The sequence below is a fragment of the Sulfitobacter sp. UBA4523 genome (assembly GCF_002388305.1).
Taxonomy (GTDB): domain Bacteria; phylum Pseudomonadota; class Alphaproteobacteria; order Rhodobacterales; family Rhodobacteraceae; genus Sulfitobacter; species Sulfitobacter pontiacus.
This window is the reverse complement of the sequence record NZ_DGMH01000054.1, coordinates 17,497-33,914: the sequence shown is the minus strand read 5'-3', so window position 1 is coordinate 33,914 and position 16,418 is coordinate 17,497. Positions and strand designations below refer to the sequence as shown.

Annotated in this window: 17 protein-coding genes; 1 reads left to right on the top strand and 16 read right to left on the bottom strand. The window is 61.1% G+C overall.

What is annotated here, in order from left to right; translation table 11 throughout:
- From B3849_RS13490 to B3849_RS13445, 10 genes are all read right to left on the bottom strand, one after another.
- Positions 1 to 515 (bottom strand): alpha/beta hydrolase family esterase (locus B3849_RS13490; protein ID WP_286780288.1); only part of this gene is annotated, 515 nt, incomplete at its 3' end.
- Between the two features lie 30 nt (positions 516 to 545).
- On the bottom strand, positions 546 to 962 hold the full coding sequence (locus B3849_RS13485) for a CopG family transcriptional regulator (protein ID WP_009824184.1): 417 nt from the start codon (positions 960 to 962) through the stop codon (positions 546 to 548).
- Positions 963 to 1,040: 78 nt separating this feature from the next.
- Positions 1,041 to 2,462: a UdgX family uracil-DNA binding protein gene (locus tag B3849_RS13480; RefSeq protein WP_278426009.1), complete on the bottom strand. Its 1,422-nt coding sequence runs from the start codon at positions 2,460 to 2,462 to the stop codon at positions 1,041 to 1,043.
- A complete protein-coding gene (locus tag B3849_RS13475; protein WP_286780287.1) occupies positions 2,462 to 3,697 on the bottom strand; it encodes a putative DNA modification/repair radical SAM protein in 1,236 nt (411 codons plus the stop codon). The genes B3849_RS13480 and B3849_RS13475 overlap by 1 nt, the downstream gene beginning before the upstream one ends.
- 111 nt (positions 3,698 to 3,808) lie before the next feature.
- Positions 3,809 to 4,183: a response regulator gene (locus B3849_RS13470; protein WP_005848648.1), complete on the bottom strand. Its 375-nt coding sequence runs from the start codon at positions 4,181 to 4,183 to the stop codon at positions 3,809 to 3,811.
- Positions 4,180 to 5,280 (bottom strand): HWE histidine kinase domain-containing protein, encoded by a 1,101-nt coding sequence (locus B3849_RS13465; RefSeq protein ID WP_278426146.1) that lies wholly within the window; start codon positions 5,278 to 5,280, stop codon positions 4,180 to 4,182. The genes B3849_RS13470 and B3849_RS13465 overlap by 4 nt, the downstream gene beginning before the upstream one ends.
- A gap of 147 nt (positions 5,281 to 5,427) precedes the next feature.
- The gene (locus B3849_RS13460) at positions 5,428 to 6,216 is read right to left on the bottom strand and encodes a heme ABC transporter ATP-binding protein (RefSeq protein WP_278426145.1); all 789 of its coding nucleotides are present in this window, start codon (positions 6,214 to 6,216) and stop codon (positions 5,428 to 5,430) included.
- Entirely contained in the window at positions 6,216 to 7,280 is a 1,065-nt protein-coding gene (locus B3849_RS13455) for a FecCD family ABC transporter permease (protein ID WP_278426144.1), read from the bottom strand. The genes B3849_RS13460 and B3849_RS13455 overlap by 1 nt, the downstream gene beginning before the upstream one ends.
- Before the next feature lie 4 nt (positions 7,281 to 7,284).
- Entirely contained in the window at positions 7,285 to 8,145 is an 861-nt protein-coding gene (locus B3849_RS13450) for a heme/hemin ABC transporter substrate-binding protein (RefSeq protein ID WP_278426143.1), read from the bottom strand.
- Positions 8,142 to 9,197, bottom strand: coding sequence for a hemin-degrading factor (locus B3849_RS13445; RefSeq protein ID WP_278426142.1), 1,056 nt, complete (start codon positions 9,195 to 9,197; stop codon positions 8,142 to 8,144). Before B3849_RS13445 ends, B3849_RS13450 begins: the two co-directional genes overlap by 4 nt.
- 216 nt (positions 9,198 to 9,413) lie before the next feature.
- Between B3849_RS13445 and B3849_RS13440 the strand changes: the two genes are divergently transcribed.
- Positions 9,414 to 11,441, top strand: coding sequence for a TonB-dependent receptor domain-containing protein (locus B3849_RS13440; protein WP_286780286.1), 2,028 nt, complete (start codon positions 9,414 to 9,416; stop codon positions 11,439 to 11,441).
- Between the two features lie 51 nt (positions 11,442 to 11,492).
- Here B3849_RS13440 and B3849_RS13435 read toward each other — a convergent pair whose 3' ends face one another.
- The 6 genes from B3849_RS13435 to B3849_RS13410 form a co-directional block, all read right to left on the bottom strand.
- A complete protein-coding gene (locus B3849_RS13435) occupies positions 11,493 to 11,933 on the bottom strand; it encodes a c-type cytochrome (protein ID WP_286780285.1) in 441 nt (146 codons plus the stop codon).
- A gap of 54 nt (positions 11,934 to 11,987) precedes the next feature.
- Complete coding sequence (locus B3849_RS13430; RefSeq protein ID WP_278426140.1) at positions 11,988 to 12,728, bottom strand: copper-binding protein; 741 nt, start codon at positions 12,726 to 12,728, stop codon at positions 11,988 to 11,990.
- A 48-nt stretch (positions 12,729 to 12,776) separates the two neighbouring features.
- Positions 12,777 to 14,135, bottom strand: a complete 1,359-nt coding sequence (locus tag B3849_RS13425) for a multicopper oxidase family protein (protein WP_107277643.1) — start codon at positions 14,133 to 14,135, stop codon at positions 12,777 to 12,779.
- A gap of 11 nt (positions 14,136 to 14,146) precedes the next feature.
- Positions 14,147 to 15,610, bottom strand: a complete 1,464-nt coding sequence (locus tag B3849_RS13420) for a TolC family protein (protein ID WP_278426139.1) — start codon at positions 15,608 to 15,610, stop codon at positions 14,147 to 14,149.
- The gene (locus B3849_RS13415) at positions 15,610 to 15,783 is read right to left on the bottom strand and encodes a hypothetical protein (RefSeq protein WP_286780284.1); all 174 of its coding nucleotides are present in this window, start codon (positions 15,781 to 15,783) and stop codon (positions 15,610 to 15,612) included. The genes B3849_RS13420 and B3849_RS13415 overlap by 1 nt, the downstream gene beginning before the upstream one ends.
- Positions 15,784 to 15,850: 67 nt before the next feature.
- Entirely contained in the window at positions 15,851 to 16,258 is a 408-nt protein-coding gene (locus B3849_RS13410; protein ID WP_278426138.1) for a hypothetical protein, read from the bottom strand.
- Positions 16,259 to 16,418 lie beyond the last annotated feature (160 nt).

The window sequence follows — 16,418 nt, the reverse complement described above, 5'->3', positions numbered from 1 at the left end:
GCGCCGCGCATCTGATCGGCGGGATCAAACCATTTCCAGCAGTTCTGCATATTCGCCATGCGGGATTGCGCCGGATAGACCACGATCAGCCCATGCGCCTCTGCCAGTTGGTTCATGCCCGTGCCGTTGGCAAAATCCACAGGGGATTGTTTGCACCCGTGCAGCATCATCACCAAACCTGTCGGCGCAGAGCCTTTGAGGTTAGGAATATAAAGCCGATAGTCGCGGCTGCCTGCGCTGCAGGAAAAGCTGCCGCTGTCGAATGTGGCACCCTCGGGCAGGTCCGGCTCGATGCTGTCACCACCATTCAGGGTTGATTGCGCCAGCCCCGAAAGCGTCTCGCGCAGGCCGCGGCCGATCTTGGATTTTCCAAAGGGGCTTTTGCCAGCTTTCGCCATGCTCCCCAGCCCTCCGGCGCCAAGCGCGTTCTGGATGGCTTCGGTCGCCGCTTTGGGGTTACCCGCGCGCACAAGTTTTCCGGCGCGGCGCATGGCCGCGTTAAATTCATCTGTCATGTCGCATTCCTTTTAAGGATGATGCCGGAGCTAACTGATCCGGTCGCCGAGTGCTTTCTTGACTTCGGTGCTGGCTTGAAGCGCCCCCAGCACGTTGATGGAGCCGATGGTCGCAAGGGCCAGCTCTGGCGTCACATCCCGCGCGATACGGGCCAGACCCACCACCTTGATGTGCAGCACTTCATTCGCCGCCTGCACCGCCTCGAGGTCCGCGACGGAGTAATCGCGCAGACCCATTTCCATTGTGTGACGGTCGATAGACCGTGTCACCGTCTCCGATTGGTGATCCAACTGCTTGCGGATCGCCGTGCGGATGAAATCGCTGCGGTTGGAATAAAACCCCTCCTGCACCAGCAGGTCGATCCGCCCTAGATCGACAAAGCCGAGGTTGATCGTGATCTTTTCGTTCTCGGGTTGCTTTTCCCGTAGCTGCCTGACGTTGCTCATCTCGATTCTCCATCCATGTGGATGGTATATGGCATCCTATAGCCATATTGCAACTGCCCCCTACGAGATTACGCTTTTTCAGGCCAACATTCTTACGGCGGCGGTCAAATCGTCTTGAAATTGGGCAGTTGCGTCGGCTTTGGCCTGAGGATCGGGAAGGCGCAAAAGATACGAGGGGTGCAGCGTCAGCATAACCGGCGTGCCTGAAGGCGTTTGTTCGATCGTGCCACGGCGGGCGGTGATGGCATCGCGCCGTCCGGTCAGCCCCTCGGCAGCCGTCGCCCCCATACCCAAGATCAGCTTGGGTTTGACCTGTGCGATCTCGGCATCCAACCACCAGCGGCAATGCTGGATCTCGGACGCATTGGGCCGTTGGTGCAGACGGCGTTTACCGCGCGGGCTGAATTTGAAGTGTTTCACTGCATTGGTCACAAACGCCTTGTCCCGCTGCAGCCCCGCCCGCCCCGCGATCTGATCAAAGAGCTGCCCCGCAGGCCCGACAAAGGGCCGCCCGCTTAAATCCTCCTGATCGCCCGGCTGTTCGCCAACAATCATCAGATCGGCATCCATGGGCCCCTCGCCCGGTACGGCCTGTGTCGCATTGCAATGCAAGGGGCAGCGGGTGCAGGCGGCAATATCCTTGGCCAGCGCGTCTTTCGGGCCCTCCCACGCGGATTGATGCGCGGCAAGCTGCGCTTGTACCTGCGCCAATCGCTGCGGCGGGAAAGAGGGCGCGGCCTCGGCCATGGCGCGGGCACGGGCGGGGGCGTCAGCGATCATCTGGGGGATATGCGCCGCCTCGGGCATGTTCTTCCAGTATTTCTTGGGCATCTCGGATTGCATGGCTTTGACCATCAGCCGCGCGGGGTTAAAGATGTTCTGGAAATAGGTGATCCACAGCTGTTCGCTCGCGTCTTCGGGCAGCGCGGGCTTTTCCTCCCCCTCGCGGAAGGTCAGTTTGCCCCCCTCGAAAATCGCGCAGACATCCGGCGTGAGAATGCGCCAATCCATATCGCTGAACCGACGCAGAAAGAAATCGGCAGTGGGTTCTACCGTGTGATACGTCGGCTCGAACCACGCGGCAAAGGACCGGCGGGCAGCATCGGGTGCGCCAAGCTCGCGGAAACGGACGAAGGCTTTCATCTTGTGCTGACAGCGATGTACGTTCTTTTCCATCCGGCGCAAGCGCGACAGGTCAGCATCACCGCGATCCGTCATCAAATGCGGCGCGTCTTTCAGTCGCCAGAGAAAAGCATAAAGCCGCGCAAACCGTTCGGGGTCACTGTGCCAGACGACACTGCTCGCCATGCTGATGAAGCTACGCGGCACGGTCACTTGCCCGCCCGTCTGCACGGGGGCGGTGTCGCCAAAAAGATCGGGCACCGTGCTGGTATCGCCCCACAGGATCGCCTCGGGCGGGATGCCGGCGGCCAGAAACTGCCGCGCCGCATCACGCCACGCCTGCGCGGTGCCGATCTTGGGCATGACCGCGTGGTGCATCAGAACAGGGTCAGCTGTTCAGGCGGCGGCGCAAACCGCGCGCGCAGATCAATACTGTCGGTCAGCCCGCCGGGGGACCAGCCCCCCGCAGTGACAAAGCTGCGGGCCTTTTTCATGGACGCACCCATGCGGATCAGATCCTCGTAGCGCAGGGCGCGGTGGCGGCGGGTGGACAGGATGCGGTTCACCGTCTTCACCCCGAACCCCGGCACCCGGAGCAGCATCTCGCGGGTGGCGCGGTTCACATCCAGCGGGAAAACCTCGCGGTTCACCAAGGCCCAGGCCAGTTTCGGGTCCACCTCAAGATCAAGGTTCCCGTCCTCGGTGACGGATGTAATCTCGTCCAGCTGGAAGTCATAAAACCGCAGCAGCCAATCCGCCTGATAGAGCCTGTGTTCGCGTTGCAACGGCGGCCGGATCAGCGGCAGCTTGGCCGAGCTGTCAGGGATCGGCGAGAAGGCAGAATAATACACGCGTTTCAGCTTGTAGCTGGAATAGAGCCGCGTGGACTGGCCCAGAATGGCCGCATCATTCGACCCGTCCGCCCCGATGATCATCTGCGTTGATTGCCCCGCAGGCGCAAACCGCGGCGGGCGCTTGCCGGTGTGGGATTTGTCTTTCGACACCTCTTTACGCAGCCGGAAATCGGCCATCGCTTTGCGGATCTGATCGGGCTTCTTTTCGGGCGCATACTGCTGAACGGCGGCATCGGTGGGCAGCTCGACGTTGATCGATAGACGGTCCGCCAGCAGCCCCGCTTCCGCGATCAACTCTGGCGCGGCGTCGGGGATGGTCTTCAAATGGATATAGCCGCGAAAATTCTCTTCGTGGCGCAGCTTGCGCGCGATCTGCACCATGTCCGACATGGTCGCATCGGGCGATTTGATCACGCCCGAGGACAAAAACAGCCCTTCGATATAATTGCGGCGGTAGAATTCGATGGTCAGCTTCACCACTTCATCGACACTAAACCGCGCCCTAGTGACGTTAGACGAGGCACGGTTGATGCAATAGCTGCAATCATAGATGCAGAAATTCGTCATCAGAATTTTCAGGAGTGATATACAGCGCCCGTCCGGCGCATAGGCATGACAGATGCCCGACCCCTCGTTCGACCCCACGCCCTTGCCATCGCGCGAGTCGCGTTTCGTTGATCCCGAAGAGGCGCAGGACGCGTCATATTTCGCCGCGTCGCTCAGGATTGCCAGTTTTTGCTCTACAGATTGCTTAGCCATATGTTCACTATATGTTCACACATGGCCGATGTCACTGGGGCAAAGCAGCTCTGCCCTGCGCCGCAGTGTCGCGGCGCGCGGGATTTTGCCTGCGGGAATTCCTGTCTGAGCTTACTCGGTCTCTAGGCTTGGGTAGACGCGGCGCAGCGTCTCGATCAGCTTCTGGCTGCTCACGGGTTTTTTCACCACACGGTCGTCCGGCCCGAGAAAGCTGATCTGGTCGGCGTCATATGCGGTGATGAACACAAAAGGGATACCCCGTTCGCGCAGGATATCCGCCACGGGTTTCGATGTCTTGTTGCGCCCAAGGTTCACGTCCAGAAAGGCGATATCAATATCCCCATCACGCGCTTTTTCCTTGGCGTCTTCCAGATGGATACTGGGGCCGACGACGTTAAAGCCGATGTCTTCCAGCAGGTCGGACATCTCGAATGCGACCACGACCTCATCTTCGACGATGAAAATATTCTGAGGTTGATTTGTCATTCTACTGCCTGCTCTTCCGTCTGTTGCGGCATCTTCAAATGCCATTCATATCCATCTGGCCCGAAAACCGTATCGATTTTCCCGCCCGTTTCCGCCTCGAGGGCACGCCCTGTGATGAAGCTACCAAAACCTGTCTCGCTGGGTTTCTCGGCGGCAGGGCCGCCTTGTTCCACCCAATGGAGTTCAAGGAGGGAACCCTCGGCAGCACTTCCTTGTTCCCAAGATAAATTCACAACACCGTCAGGAACCGACAGGGCGCCGTATTTCATCGCGTTTGTCGCCAGCTCATAAAATGCCATCGACAAGGACAGCGCCTGGCGCGATGGCACCTCTACCTCCGGCCCCGTCAACGTGATCCGACCGCCGCCTATAGGGTCGAGCACATCGGCAGCCACGGTGCCAATCGCAGCACGGTCCCAAGTGGTGCCCACCAGTTTGGAGTGGGCCGTCGCATAGGCGTTAAGCCGTTGGTCAATCGTTTCGCGGATACCGCGTTGAATGCTCATCTTGCGCAAGGACTGGCTGACGATGGATTTCACCACGCTAAATGCGTTCTTCACACGGTGGTTCAACTCGGCAATCAGGATGTTCTGCGCCTCGCGCAAGCGGCGTTCTTCGTCGATATCGATCAGGGCGACGGTCGCCCCGATCCGCTCCCCCTCGCCGTCGAGCACCGGCTCACCGATGATCCGCATCCAAAAGCGGGTGCCGTCGCCGCGCTGATAATCCACGTCGATCTCGACATGGTCCTCGCGGTTCTGGATCACCCGCGCCAAAGGGTACTCGTGGCTTTGTACACGGGACCCATCAGCGTGGTACGATACCCATTCGCCATAGGCGTTCACGTCGTCCGAATGCAACACAGGATGGCGCACCATCTTTTCGACGTGGCTGTTGCCGTAGATAATCTTGCCTTCGGCATCGGCCATGACGACCCCGACGGGCACCGTCTCCATCATCGCTTCGAGGAAGTTCAACCGATGCGACGCCCGCTGCGCCTGTTTCTTCGGCGCATCCGCGTCAACATTCTTTGCCGCCAGCTCCTCTTGCACATGCAAAAGCTCTGTCGCCATCTTATCGGTGGGCTGTGTCGGCATGGTTTGTCCTGGGTGATTGGTGTGGTGTGTCGGTTGACATAGACCGTCAGACGCTGGTGTCTAGGTGTAGTGTCACATTTACGTCATTCTGTCGAAGCTCATACGTCAACCGATATATGTGTCAGCGCGCGTGCGTGGTGCACGGCCCTACCCCATACGCACCTGCGCGACGTGTGGCAGGATATAACTTTGACCCGCTGCGGCGGGCGTATTGACGGTCAGGGTGCAGCCATAGGCTGGGGACAGGATGGCGTTTTGCATCACGTCGGCGGGCGCGCCGTGTTTCAGGATCTGGCCGTCTTTGATCATCGCCATGTGATCGGCGAACATGGCCGACAGGTTCAGATCATGCATGACCGCGACCACGCCGCCGCCGCGATTGGCGAAATCCTTGAGAAGCCGCATCACCATAAGCTGATGGCCGATATCCAGACTGGCAACAGGTTCGTCCAGCAGCAACCAACGGGGCACGCCGTTCTGCACCGGATTCCAAACCTGACAGAGCACGCGGGCCAGCTGCGTGCGTTGCTGCTCTCCGCCCGAAAGCTCTTGATAAAGCTTGTCTGCGTAGCCCTCTAGCCCCACGGCATGCAGGGCGCGGGCGGGGATATCGTCGCGGTGCCCCGATATGCCGCGGCGTAGCCCCATGCGCACGACCTCGGCCACGGTAAAGGGGAACGCAAGCGTGGCAGACTGCGGCAGCACCGCGCGCATCGCAGCAAGCTCCCACGGGTGCAGATCGGCGACATTTTCGCCGTTCAGCAGAATGCGGCCGGTGAAATCGACCTCGGCCGTGATCGCCCTAAGCAGTGTCGATTTGCCCGAGCCGTTGGGCCCGACAATCGCCGTAAGCGCGCCCGCAGGGGCGGTGAAGCTGACCCCGTGCAGAATCTCTTTCTTGCCGATACGGGCAACAATATCGCAGGCGCGCAGCATCACAGGTCCACCAGCCCACGGCGCCGCAGCAGGATCCAGAAAAACACCGGTGCGCCCAGAATGACGGTGATCAACCCGATGGGCAGTTCCGCCGGCGCAATGATCACGCGGCTGATGATATCGGCGGTCAGCAAAAGCGTGGCCCCCAGCAACGCAGAGTTCACGAGCAAGGGTTCGTGATCCGGTCCCGTGGCAAGACGCAACAGATGGGGCACGACGATCCCGACAAAACCGATCCCGCCGGACATGGCGACCGCGGCACCGGTGGCGGCGGCGACCGTGAGGATGGCGGTATGCTTCACCCGCTGCACCGGCACCCCCATATGCGCGGCTGTCGCCTCCCCGAAGGCGAGCGCATTCAGCCCACCGCCCAAGCGCATGGCCACACCCGTCGCCAGAAGGATCAGCGGCCCCGCGATGGCGACTTTGGCCCATGTGGCACCGGCAAGCGAGCCGAGCCCCCAGAACGTCAGATCGCGCAACTGCGTGTCATCGGCGAAATAGATCAACAGCCCGCCCAAGGCCCCTGTCAGCGCGCCCAAGGCAATCCCCGCCAGCAGCATCGTCGCGACAGAGGTGCGCCCGCGCCGCGTCGACACGCGATACAACAGCAACGTTGCCGCCCATCCGCCCAGAAAGGCCGCCAGCGGGATCAGCCAAAAGCCTGCCATGGTGAGCACAGCCACCGGCAACAGCCCGCCCAGAACGATTGCCACGATCGCGCCCAATCCGGCACCCGCGCTTACCCCAAGCAGCCCCGGATCCGCGAGCGGGTTGCGAAACAGCCCCTGCATCACCGCGCCTGACACAGCCAGCGCGGCCCCGACACAGATGCCCATGATCAGCCGCGGCAAACGGATATCCCAAAGCACTACCCGTTCAAGCTGCGTCAGCGGCGCACCGGTCACGATCTTGAACAGGGCGTGCCACAGCGATGTGCCCGACGCCCCGATCGCAAGGCTGCCGATGGCGGCGACCGCCAGAACGATCGCCAACCACACATGCGCCTTGCGCGCGGCACGACGGCGGTCGCGGGGCGGGGCGAAATCTGCAAGCGCGGTCATCGGATCAATCGGCGTAAAGCGCGGCGTGCAGATCGGTGACCGCATCTGCCGTGCGCGGCCCGAACCCCAGCAGATAAAGCCCGTCCATCCGCACCACCGACCGGCTGGCCGCCGCAGGGCTGACGGATATGGCAGGCATCGCGAACAGCTCTGCCTCGGTGCTGTTGTGATCGCCTTCACGCGCCATCATCACCAGCACATCGGGCGCTGCGGCCAGCACGGCTTCGTCCGTGATGGGTTTGTAGCCCGCAAACCCCGTGACCGCATTCACCGCGCCAGCCAGATCTATCATCGACGCGGCCGCGGTATCCGTGCCCGACGCCATGATCCGCCCGCCTTGGGTGCTGAGGATGAACATCACGCGCTTGCGCTCTGCCGCGGGCCGGTCTTGCGTCGCGCGGGACACTTCTGCCAGCTCTTGCTGCACTTCAGCAGCCAGCGCTTCGGCCTGCGGCTCTTTCCCAAGCGCCTGCCCGACGACGCGTATCTTGGCGCTGACCCCTTCGGCGGTATAGTCGTCAGGGACGGTGACAAAGGGGATATCCGCCTGCGCTAGCACCTCGATTGTTTCGGGCGGTCCGGCACCTTCCTCGGCGATGATCAGCTTGGGGCCTGTGGCCAGCACCCCTTCGGGCGAGAGCGCGCGCATATAGCCCACGTCCGGCAAGGCAGCGGCTTCAGGCGGATAGCTAGAGGTCGTATCCCGCGCCACCAGCTGGCGCTGCGCGCCGAGGGCAAAGACGATCTCTGTCACCGCGCCGCCGATGGATACGACGCCCCCTGTGGGTTCCTGTGCCGTGGCGGGCAGTGCTGTGATCAGGCCAAGCGCCGCGACGCTGATACCTGTCGTGAAAGCGCGGATCATGCGGGCACCTCGACGTTCAGGCTCTCCAGCCCCGCGACAAGCTTGCCCCATGCGGGACGACAATCGCGCCCTTCCTTGCCGACGCCAAAGACCTGAAGGATAAGCCCCCCGTCCTTGTTGAAGGCCTCGACCGAAACAGCGGGGCCGCGTTGTGTGGGCTTGTCGACGGCCCAGACCTCGGCGATGTGATCTAGCCGCAGGTGCAGGTTAAAGCGTGGGTCCAGCACGTTTTGCCACGGGCCCATGGATTTCAGCGTGGTGATCGGGCCCGAATGGATCTGGATACACCCGCGATTGCCGGTAAAGACCATGATCTCAAGCTCTTGCGCGACCACCTGATGCAGCATGGTATCGACAGCAGAAGGCTGCAAAGCGCGTGCAAAGGGCTCGCCCGCGATGCGGTAGGCCCCTAACCGGTTCATCTTGAGCTTGGAGGTCAGGCGCAAGAACTGATGCGTGTCGGTCAGCCGCGCCCATTCCTTTTGCAGGATGTCCAGCTTCGACAGATCAGATTTCGGCACCTCGTCAGGGTCGCGCGGTACCACGTCAAGGGTGGGGGATTGGTCTTCCAGCGTCAGCCCCGCTTTGGCGCGATCAAAGGCCGCCACATCGGACCCGTCGCGCAGAAAGATCTTGTGTACCGCATCCCCCGCCGCATCGAACACCTGCAGGCTGCGGCGCGTACCGGCCTCCGTCTCCTTCTCTACGGCAAAGGCATGATGCCACCGGCTGGGAAAGAGCCGCAGGTCGATGTCATCGGTGAGGATCATCGATGCATGGGGACCGGGGTGATAGTTATCATAGGTGCCGACCTTTTCGTTCACGCAGGACGGGTTGCGGGTCAGCGCCATAACCTCGCCCAGAGTCTGGGCGGCGCGCATGATCTCGTCGGGGTGCGCATTGATACGCCGCACGCCATCGCCGGTATAGGCCGCCAGCAACTGCGCCTCGCTGATCTTGAGCTTGTCGGCCACATCACGTTCGCGCAACTGCGCGTGGTCGGCGCGGAAGGCGCGGATGTCCTCGGGGGTCGGGGGAACGGAATGGGTCATGCAGCACCTTCGCCATATAGATTGAAAGAGAGTGGGCTGGCGACGCGCGTCGGGCATCCGCTGGCAAAGGCGCAGATCAGAACCTGCCCTTTAATGTTGACACTTTTAGTCGGTCTTTTTAGAACCCGCAAGAGCGCAACCCCTCTACGCCCCTTTTTTCACCGCCAGCCCCTCGCAAGCATTCCGTCAAACCTATTGCTTGCAAGGATGTCTTCGATGACCAAAGCCGCTGGAACCCGTGCCCTATTAAGGGGTACGACAAGCCTGATACTTCTTTCCCTCACCCCGCTCCCCCTCGCCGCGCAGGAGGGCTTTCTAGGCACGCTCGTTCTGGGCGAAAGCAAACGCGAGGTGCAGACCGATACGGCAGTATCCATCACCACAGTCGACCAAGAGGAGATCGACGACCGTCAGGCGGGCACCGTGGCAGAGCTGATCGATTCAGTTCCCGGCGTGAGCCTTGTGAACGGGTCCACCCCGCAAGGGTCCGGCATCAACATCCGCGGCTTCGGCGCGAACGATATCTACGGTGCGGATTCCAAAGTCGCCGTGCAGATCGACGGGGCCACCACCGGGGCAGAGCGGCTTTACCGGATCGGCACCCAGCTGTTCACCGATCCGTTCCTTTACAAGTCGGTCGATGTGATCCGCGGGTCCGTCGGCAGCTTTGAATACGGATCCGGCATCGTGGGCGGTGTCGTCCGGCTTGAGACGAAAGACGCGTCGGATCTGACGAATGGTGAGCTTGGCTATGTGCTGGGCCAAACGCTGGAGTTCAGCACGAACGGCGACGGCATCACGTCTTCCAGCGTGCTGGCGTGGCAACCGACCGAAGATATGGAGTTTCTGCTGAACTACACGTGGCGCGACCAGAACGATCAGGTGGATGGGGGCGGGGCGACTATCGGTAACAGCGCTTTCACCCTGCCGTCGGGACTGATCAAGGCAAAATACAGCTTTGGCCAAAACCGCGATCAATCGCTGACCTTCAGCCTGTCACGCACCACCGCAAGCGACCGCGACGTGCCCTTTGACAGTTTCACCACCACTGCGGATTCCTTTGGCACCGTTGACCGCGATACGGAGTCTACGACCGCGGTGCTAAAGTACAACTTTAACCCAGCTGACAATGATCTGGTGAACCTTGATGTCGTGCTATCCTACGCCGACCAACAGATCGACCAAAGCTATGTCTCGGGCAGCTCCCCCCTTGAAGGCACCCCGCAAGGGGCCGGTGTTCTTGCCTTGGCGAATGCGGATCATCGGTATCAAACAACGAAACTGGCGTTTAAAAACCAAAGCCTGTTCACCACAGGCGTTGTCTCCCATGATCTGCGGACCGGACTTGAACTGATCCACAAAGAACGCCTTGATGCCAGCAACGCACCCGGCGGCAAGGACCGTCGCGTCGCTGTCTATGCGGTGGACGATGTGCGCATCACTGATGCATGGACCGTGACACCGGCGCTGCGCTACGAGACGTCGAAGATCACCGGATCAGCGGCCCCGAATCATGGCACCTATGATAACAACGCGCTGATGGGCGGGCTGTCGGTGCGCTATGCCTTCGGGAATGGTTTGGCCCTGTTCACCAGTGCCGCCTATACCGAAGGGCTGCCCATGATCGACCATCTGGGCACCGATGCCGCGATCACCTCATCCGAGAAGGCCGAGACATACGAGATCGGCGCCTCGTTTGACCGTCATGATCTGTTCCGCAACGGGGACCAATTCGCGATCAAGGGTGTCTACTACGAGACCACCTTGACCGATGTCAGCAGCTATTCGGTCTCGGGGGTGCGCCCGCCTGCACCGGCGCTGGACCGGGTCGAAACCTCGGGGCTGGAGCTTGAAGCCTCTTACGCGTTGGACACCGGTCTTTACTTTGACGTGAATGCCAATGTGGTGCGCGGGACGGAGTATGAACCGGGCGGCTCTTCCGGCGACTGGCGGTTGCTGCCTGCGGACAGTCTGCGGGTCACCGTGGGCAAGAAATTCGGCAAAGAGCTTGACCTGAGCTGGGAGGTCGTGGGCAACACATCCGCAACAGACGACGGCGAGACCTCGGCAGGCTTTGGGGTCCATAATCTGCGCGCCACCTATGTCCCGCAAAGCGGTATCCTCAAGGATACGCAGTTCCGCGTCGGGCTAGAGAACGCTTTTGACAAAACCTATACGCCGCATCTGTCGACCCGCACGGCACCGGGTCGGAACGTGAAATTCTCGATCTCGCGGATGTTCTGAAACGGCACGGGCCCCCGGGGTGCAACGTACCTCGGGGCCTGGCCCTTTGGCTTAGTCGATCCCGTTCTCGCGCTGAAGGCGACGGATGTAGGCCACAATATCCATCACATCGGCCTGCGTGATCCCTTCGACGGGAGGCATGTTTCCGAACGGCCAGTGATGCCCCCGCACCCCGTTTTGCGCGGCCAGCAGGAACGCACGGTCGCCGTGGTGGCTGGGCTCGTAGATCACATGCACCAAAGGCGGTGCGACGCCGTCCTGCCCCTGACCATTGGCCCCGTGGCAGGCCGCGCAAACCGCATCATAGGCGCGCTTTCCCAGCTGCTCCTGATCGGTGAAACTGTCCGGCACCTTCACGGGTGCCAAGGCACCCTCCGCAAGCTCGGTCGGGCTGGTCTCGGGTTGATCATGATGCGAGAAATCCCCCCCGCCCGCCGCTGCCGTCAGCAGCGCAAAGGGGACAACCCACAGCAATACACGCGATGTTTTCATGTCTTCGCCTCTTATGGGGCGGGCACCGATTTATGACCGGAGCCCGCGCGTGGATTACTTCAACTCGACGACGGTCAGCTTGCCTTTGACGGGCTCTGCGACGAATTCGATGCTCTGACCTGCAGAGAGCTTGCCTATCATGGTTTCATCGGCGCGAAACACCATGGTCATGGCGGGCATATCGAGGTTGACCAAAGGTCCGTGATCGATGGTGACCTTCCCGCCTTTGGTGTCAACTTTCTTGACGGTGCCCTTGGTATAGACGACCTCTGCCGCTTTTGCTTCTGCCTCGGCTTTGGCGCTGACTTCGATGGGGCCGTACATGCCGGATTCATAGTGACCGGGGATCAGGCAAGCGAATTCAAACGTGCCGGCATTGGCAAAGGTCCAGATGACCTCGCCCGATTGGCCGCCCTCAAGACGGACCGAATTGGGATCGTCATGTTCCATATCCATCTTCGCCATCATCTCCTTGTGCTTGGCGTTGCCTTCGGCGTTATCGATCACGAACTCATGCTCAAGCTCGCCCTTGTTGGTGACCTCAAAGCGGATGGTTTCCCCCTGCTCGAACGCAAAACTGTCGGGTTCAAAGATCATATCCCCATCTTCGGTCTCGCGCATGGTGACAGCGATGGTCCGGGTGACGTCAGCCGCCGTACCGGGTTTGCCCACTGCCATCATTTCGGCATGCTTGTCGGCGTGGTCGTCATCATGCCCGCCAGAGTGGGAACCCGCCGCAAAGGCAGGGCCGGTCAAAGCAATGGCGAAGGCGGTGGTCATCAGAAGGTTTTTCATTGTGTTTTCCTGTATGGTTTTCAAAGTTTTATGTGGATGCAAAAGGGATCATCCCTTTTGCGTTGGTTTCGGGGTCAGGATCGTTTTGGGGCTGTTGTTCGTGGCGAATTCCGGCAGTTCTCCGGTCCACTCATAGGCTTCCTCGCCGGGGGGGTTGTCGTACCATCCGGGGTCGGAATAATCGTCCGGCGCAATGCCGTCGCGTACCTTCACAACAGAGAACATGCCGCCCATTTCGATCGGCCCGTGTTTGCCCCAGCCGTTCATCATGGGGATCGTGTTCTCGGGCAGTTCCATCGACATCTTGCCCATGTCCCCCATGCCCGCCGTGCCCATCGGCATGTAGCCCGGCTTGAAGCTGCGCATCTTGGGGGTAAGCTGGGATTTATCGACACCGATAAACGTCGGCACGTCGTGGCCCATGGCATTCATCGTGTGGTGCGACTTGTGGCAGTGGATCGCCCAATCGCCCAAGTGGTCCGCCGTGAACTCGTAGGCGCGCATCGCGCCGACAGGAATGTCGATGCTGACCTCGGGCCATTGCGCGCTTTCCGGCACCCAGCCGCCGTCGGTGCAGGTGACCTTGAAATCATAGCCGTGCATGTGGATCGGGTGGTTTGTCATCGTCAGGTTGCCGACGCGCACCCGTACCCTGTCGCCCTTGTTCACGACCAGCGGGTCAATATCGGGGAAAATCCGGCTGTTCCATGTCCATAGGTTAAAGTCGTTCATCGTCATGACGCGCGGCACATAGGTACCGGGGTCAATGTCGAACGCGTTGAGCATGATCAGGAAGTCACGGTCCACCGGCATGAACGTCGGGTCTTTGGGGTGGACGACAAACATGCCCATCATCCCCATCGCCATCTGGACCATCTCATCCGCATGGGGGTGGTACATGAAGGTGCCGGATTTGGTCAGGTCGAACTCGTAGACAAAGGTCTTGCCCGGTTTGATCCCCGGATGGCTCAGCCCGACCACGCCATCCATGCCCGAGGGCAGGATCAGCCCGTGCCAGTGGACGGATGTGTTTTCTGGCAGCTTGTTGGTGACATAAATCCGCACACGGTCGCCTTCGACCGCTTCGATCGTGGGGCCGGTGGACTGGCCGTTATACCCCCACAGATGCGCGATCATGCCATCGGCCAGTTCGCGTTCTACGGGCTCCGCGACAAGGTGGAATTCCTTGACGCCGTTATTCATGCGGTAGGGCAGCGTCCAGCCGTTCAGCGTGACCACGGGCGTGTAATCCACCCCCGTCGAGGGGCGCGCCGTGACCGCAGTCGCAGCGCTGTCCATATGCGCCGCTTCCGGCAGCCCCATGTTCAGAGTTTTGCCCCACGCCTGAGAGGACACAAGTGTCGCCCCCGCCGCGCCGGCACCGAGTAGTTGACGTCTGTTCATCATATCGTTTCCTTTCAGTGTCCTGCGCCGCCACCAGCGGCCAACGTGGCGCCTTCGGAGCCCCCGCCGCCGCTGCCTGCACCGCCGCCGTAGATGGCCGCGGTCAGATCCGCCTGCGCCATAAAGAACGCCCGCTTCGCATCCGCGGCTTCCAGCTCGGCACCGAGCTTTTCACGCACATCGGTCAGCAGTTCGAAGGTGTTGGTGATCATGCCGTTGTAAGACAGCAGGGCTTCGTTCTCGACGGTCTTGCGCAGCGGAACCAGAACATCGCGGTAGTGGCGCGCGATCTTGTAAGAGGCATGGTAGGCCCGTTCGGCCCCCCGCGCTTCGGAGCGTACATTGACCGCCCGTTCCGCCAGCACATTCGCCGCCTGCAGATACGACAGCTCTGCCTTGCGCATCCGCGCCTTGCCGCTGTCATAGATCGGGATCGCGAACTCCAGCTCTACCTGAGGCAGGATGTCTTTCTCGATATCGCCCCCCGTGGCTTCACGCTCAAGCTCGGCCCCTGCGACGATCTCAAGATCGCTGACGATGCGGGTCTGATCCGTCAGGCCAAAGGCTTTTGCCTGCGCTTCAAGACCCAGCTTTGCGACGCGCAGATCGACACGGTTGCGCAGCGCCTTGGCTTCGACATTGGCGACGCCGCCCACGGACCGCGGCAGCCCCGGCAAGGCATCAGGCACGTAATAGTTCACGTCAGCCCCCCAAAGCCCCATGAGGCGCGTCAGCTCTTCCTTCGCGGTGGTCGCATCCAGCCGTGCCTTGGCAAGCTGTCCGGCCAGCTCCGCGTTGAACGCCTGCTCGCGGGCTTGGGCGGCTTTATTGAGCGCGCCGGTTTCCCCCAGCTTGCGGGCCAGCTCCGATCCGGCGTCCGAGGTCGCCTTGGCGCGTTTCAAATATCCCACCACCTCAAAGGCGGACACGGCATTGACCCAGGCCTGACGGGTCTGGTTGGCCAATGTCAGCGTATCGTTCACCGCCGTCAACTGCGCTTGACGAAAGCTCGCGTCAGCGATTGCACGGCGTTGTTTACGCGTGGTGGCATCCAGAAGATTGGCGCGGATCAACCCTTCGATCGCACGGTAGGCCCCCAGTTCGGGCGCTCCGATCCCGAGCACGCCGATGGACACGATCGGGTTTTCCGGCGTCGATTGCTGCCATGCTTCGGCGGCGGACAATCCGACATTCGCATAGGACGCCTGAAGCCCCTTGTTGTTGAGCAAGGCAACCTGAACCGCCGTATCGGCCGAGATTGTCTTGCCCTGCACCATCGCGCGCACTTCGCGTTTCACCGCCTCGTTTTCGGCTTGGGTCTCGGCAAAGACGGTGCGTTTACCAAGCGCGGGCGTGATCTGGCTGGCGACATTGGCAAAACCGGCTTTGGGGTCGGTATAAGCGCTCGGGATCGCCGTGGCGCAGGCCCCGAGCACAAGGGGAAAGCCGATGATCAGCGGCAGTTTACGGACGTACATCAGTTCCCCTCCGATTGTTCTTGGTTCACGGTGCGCCAGTCACGCGGACCTGTGGGCCCACGATACGTGTAGCCGGCCAGCGGGTTCGGGTGGCTGATGGGGGAGACGACGGTCGTGCTGAGCGTGGCTTCTTGCGTGGCCACGGCAGGCAGCGGTGTCGGCGTATAGGGCAAGGGTCTGACATCCTGCGTGCAGGAACGCTGGCGCGACGCAAAGACCCCAAAGCGGGTCTAAATCAGATCAGGATTGTGGAGGACGTAGAAAGCCTTGCGCCTCAAGCGAACGCGCCTGCGCATGGCCGATCTTGTAGGTACCCGCAGTGACGGCATCGTCTTGCGGATGCGCGTGGTCCATCAACACGATGGACAGGCACATCCCGTTGCAGCAATTGCCTGCACTGTCGTCAGGCGCGCTTGAAGGGGATTTGTCACTGTGATTGTCGACAGCGGCACGATCCATAGTGCTATGATCATGCAGAGCGTCTTGCGCATTTATATCGGCCACATCATCCATGACCGCGGCATAATGCCCGTCATGCATCCCCGACGCCGCGTGGGACGCGGACGGCGGAAACAGCACCAGCGCCGCAGCAAAGGCAAGACATGCCACTGCGTTCAGCCAGAAAGATATGGTGCGTTCAAAAGCCATGGGGGACAGTTGATGCACCCGCCCCTTCCTGTCAATCGGTCCTGCGCTGGAAGGTTTCGAAGTTTTTTACCCGGTGGGCGGCGGAAAGCCGCTATGCTTTTTTGGCACCGGCGTTCGAAATGGCGCTGACGCTGCGGTGGGTAATCTCCTCTCCGGTGAC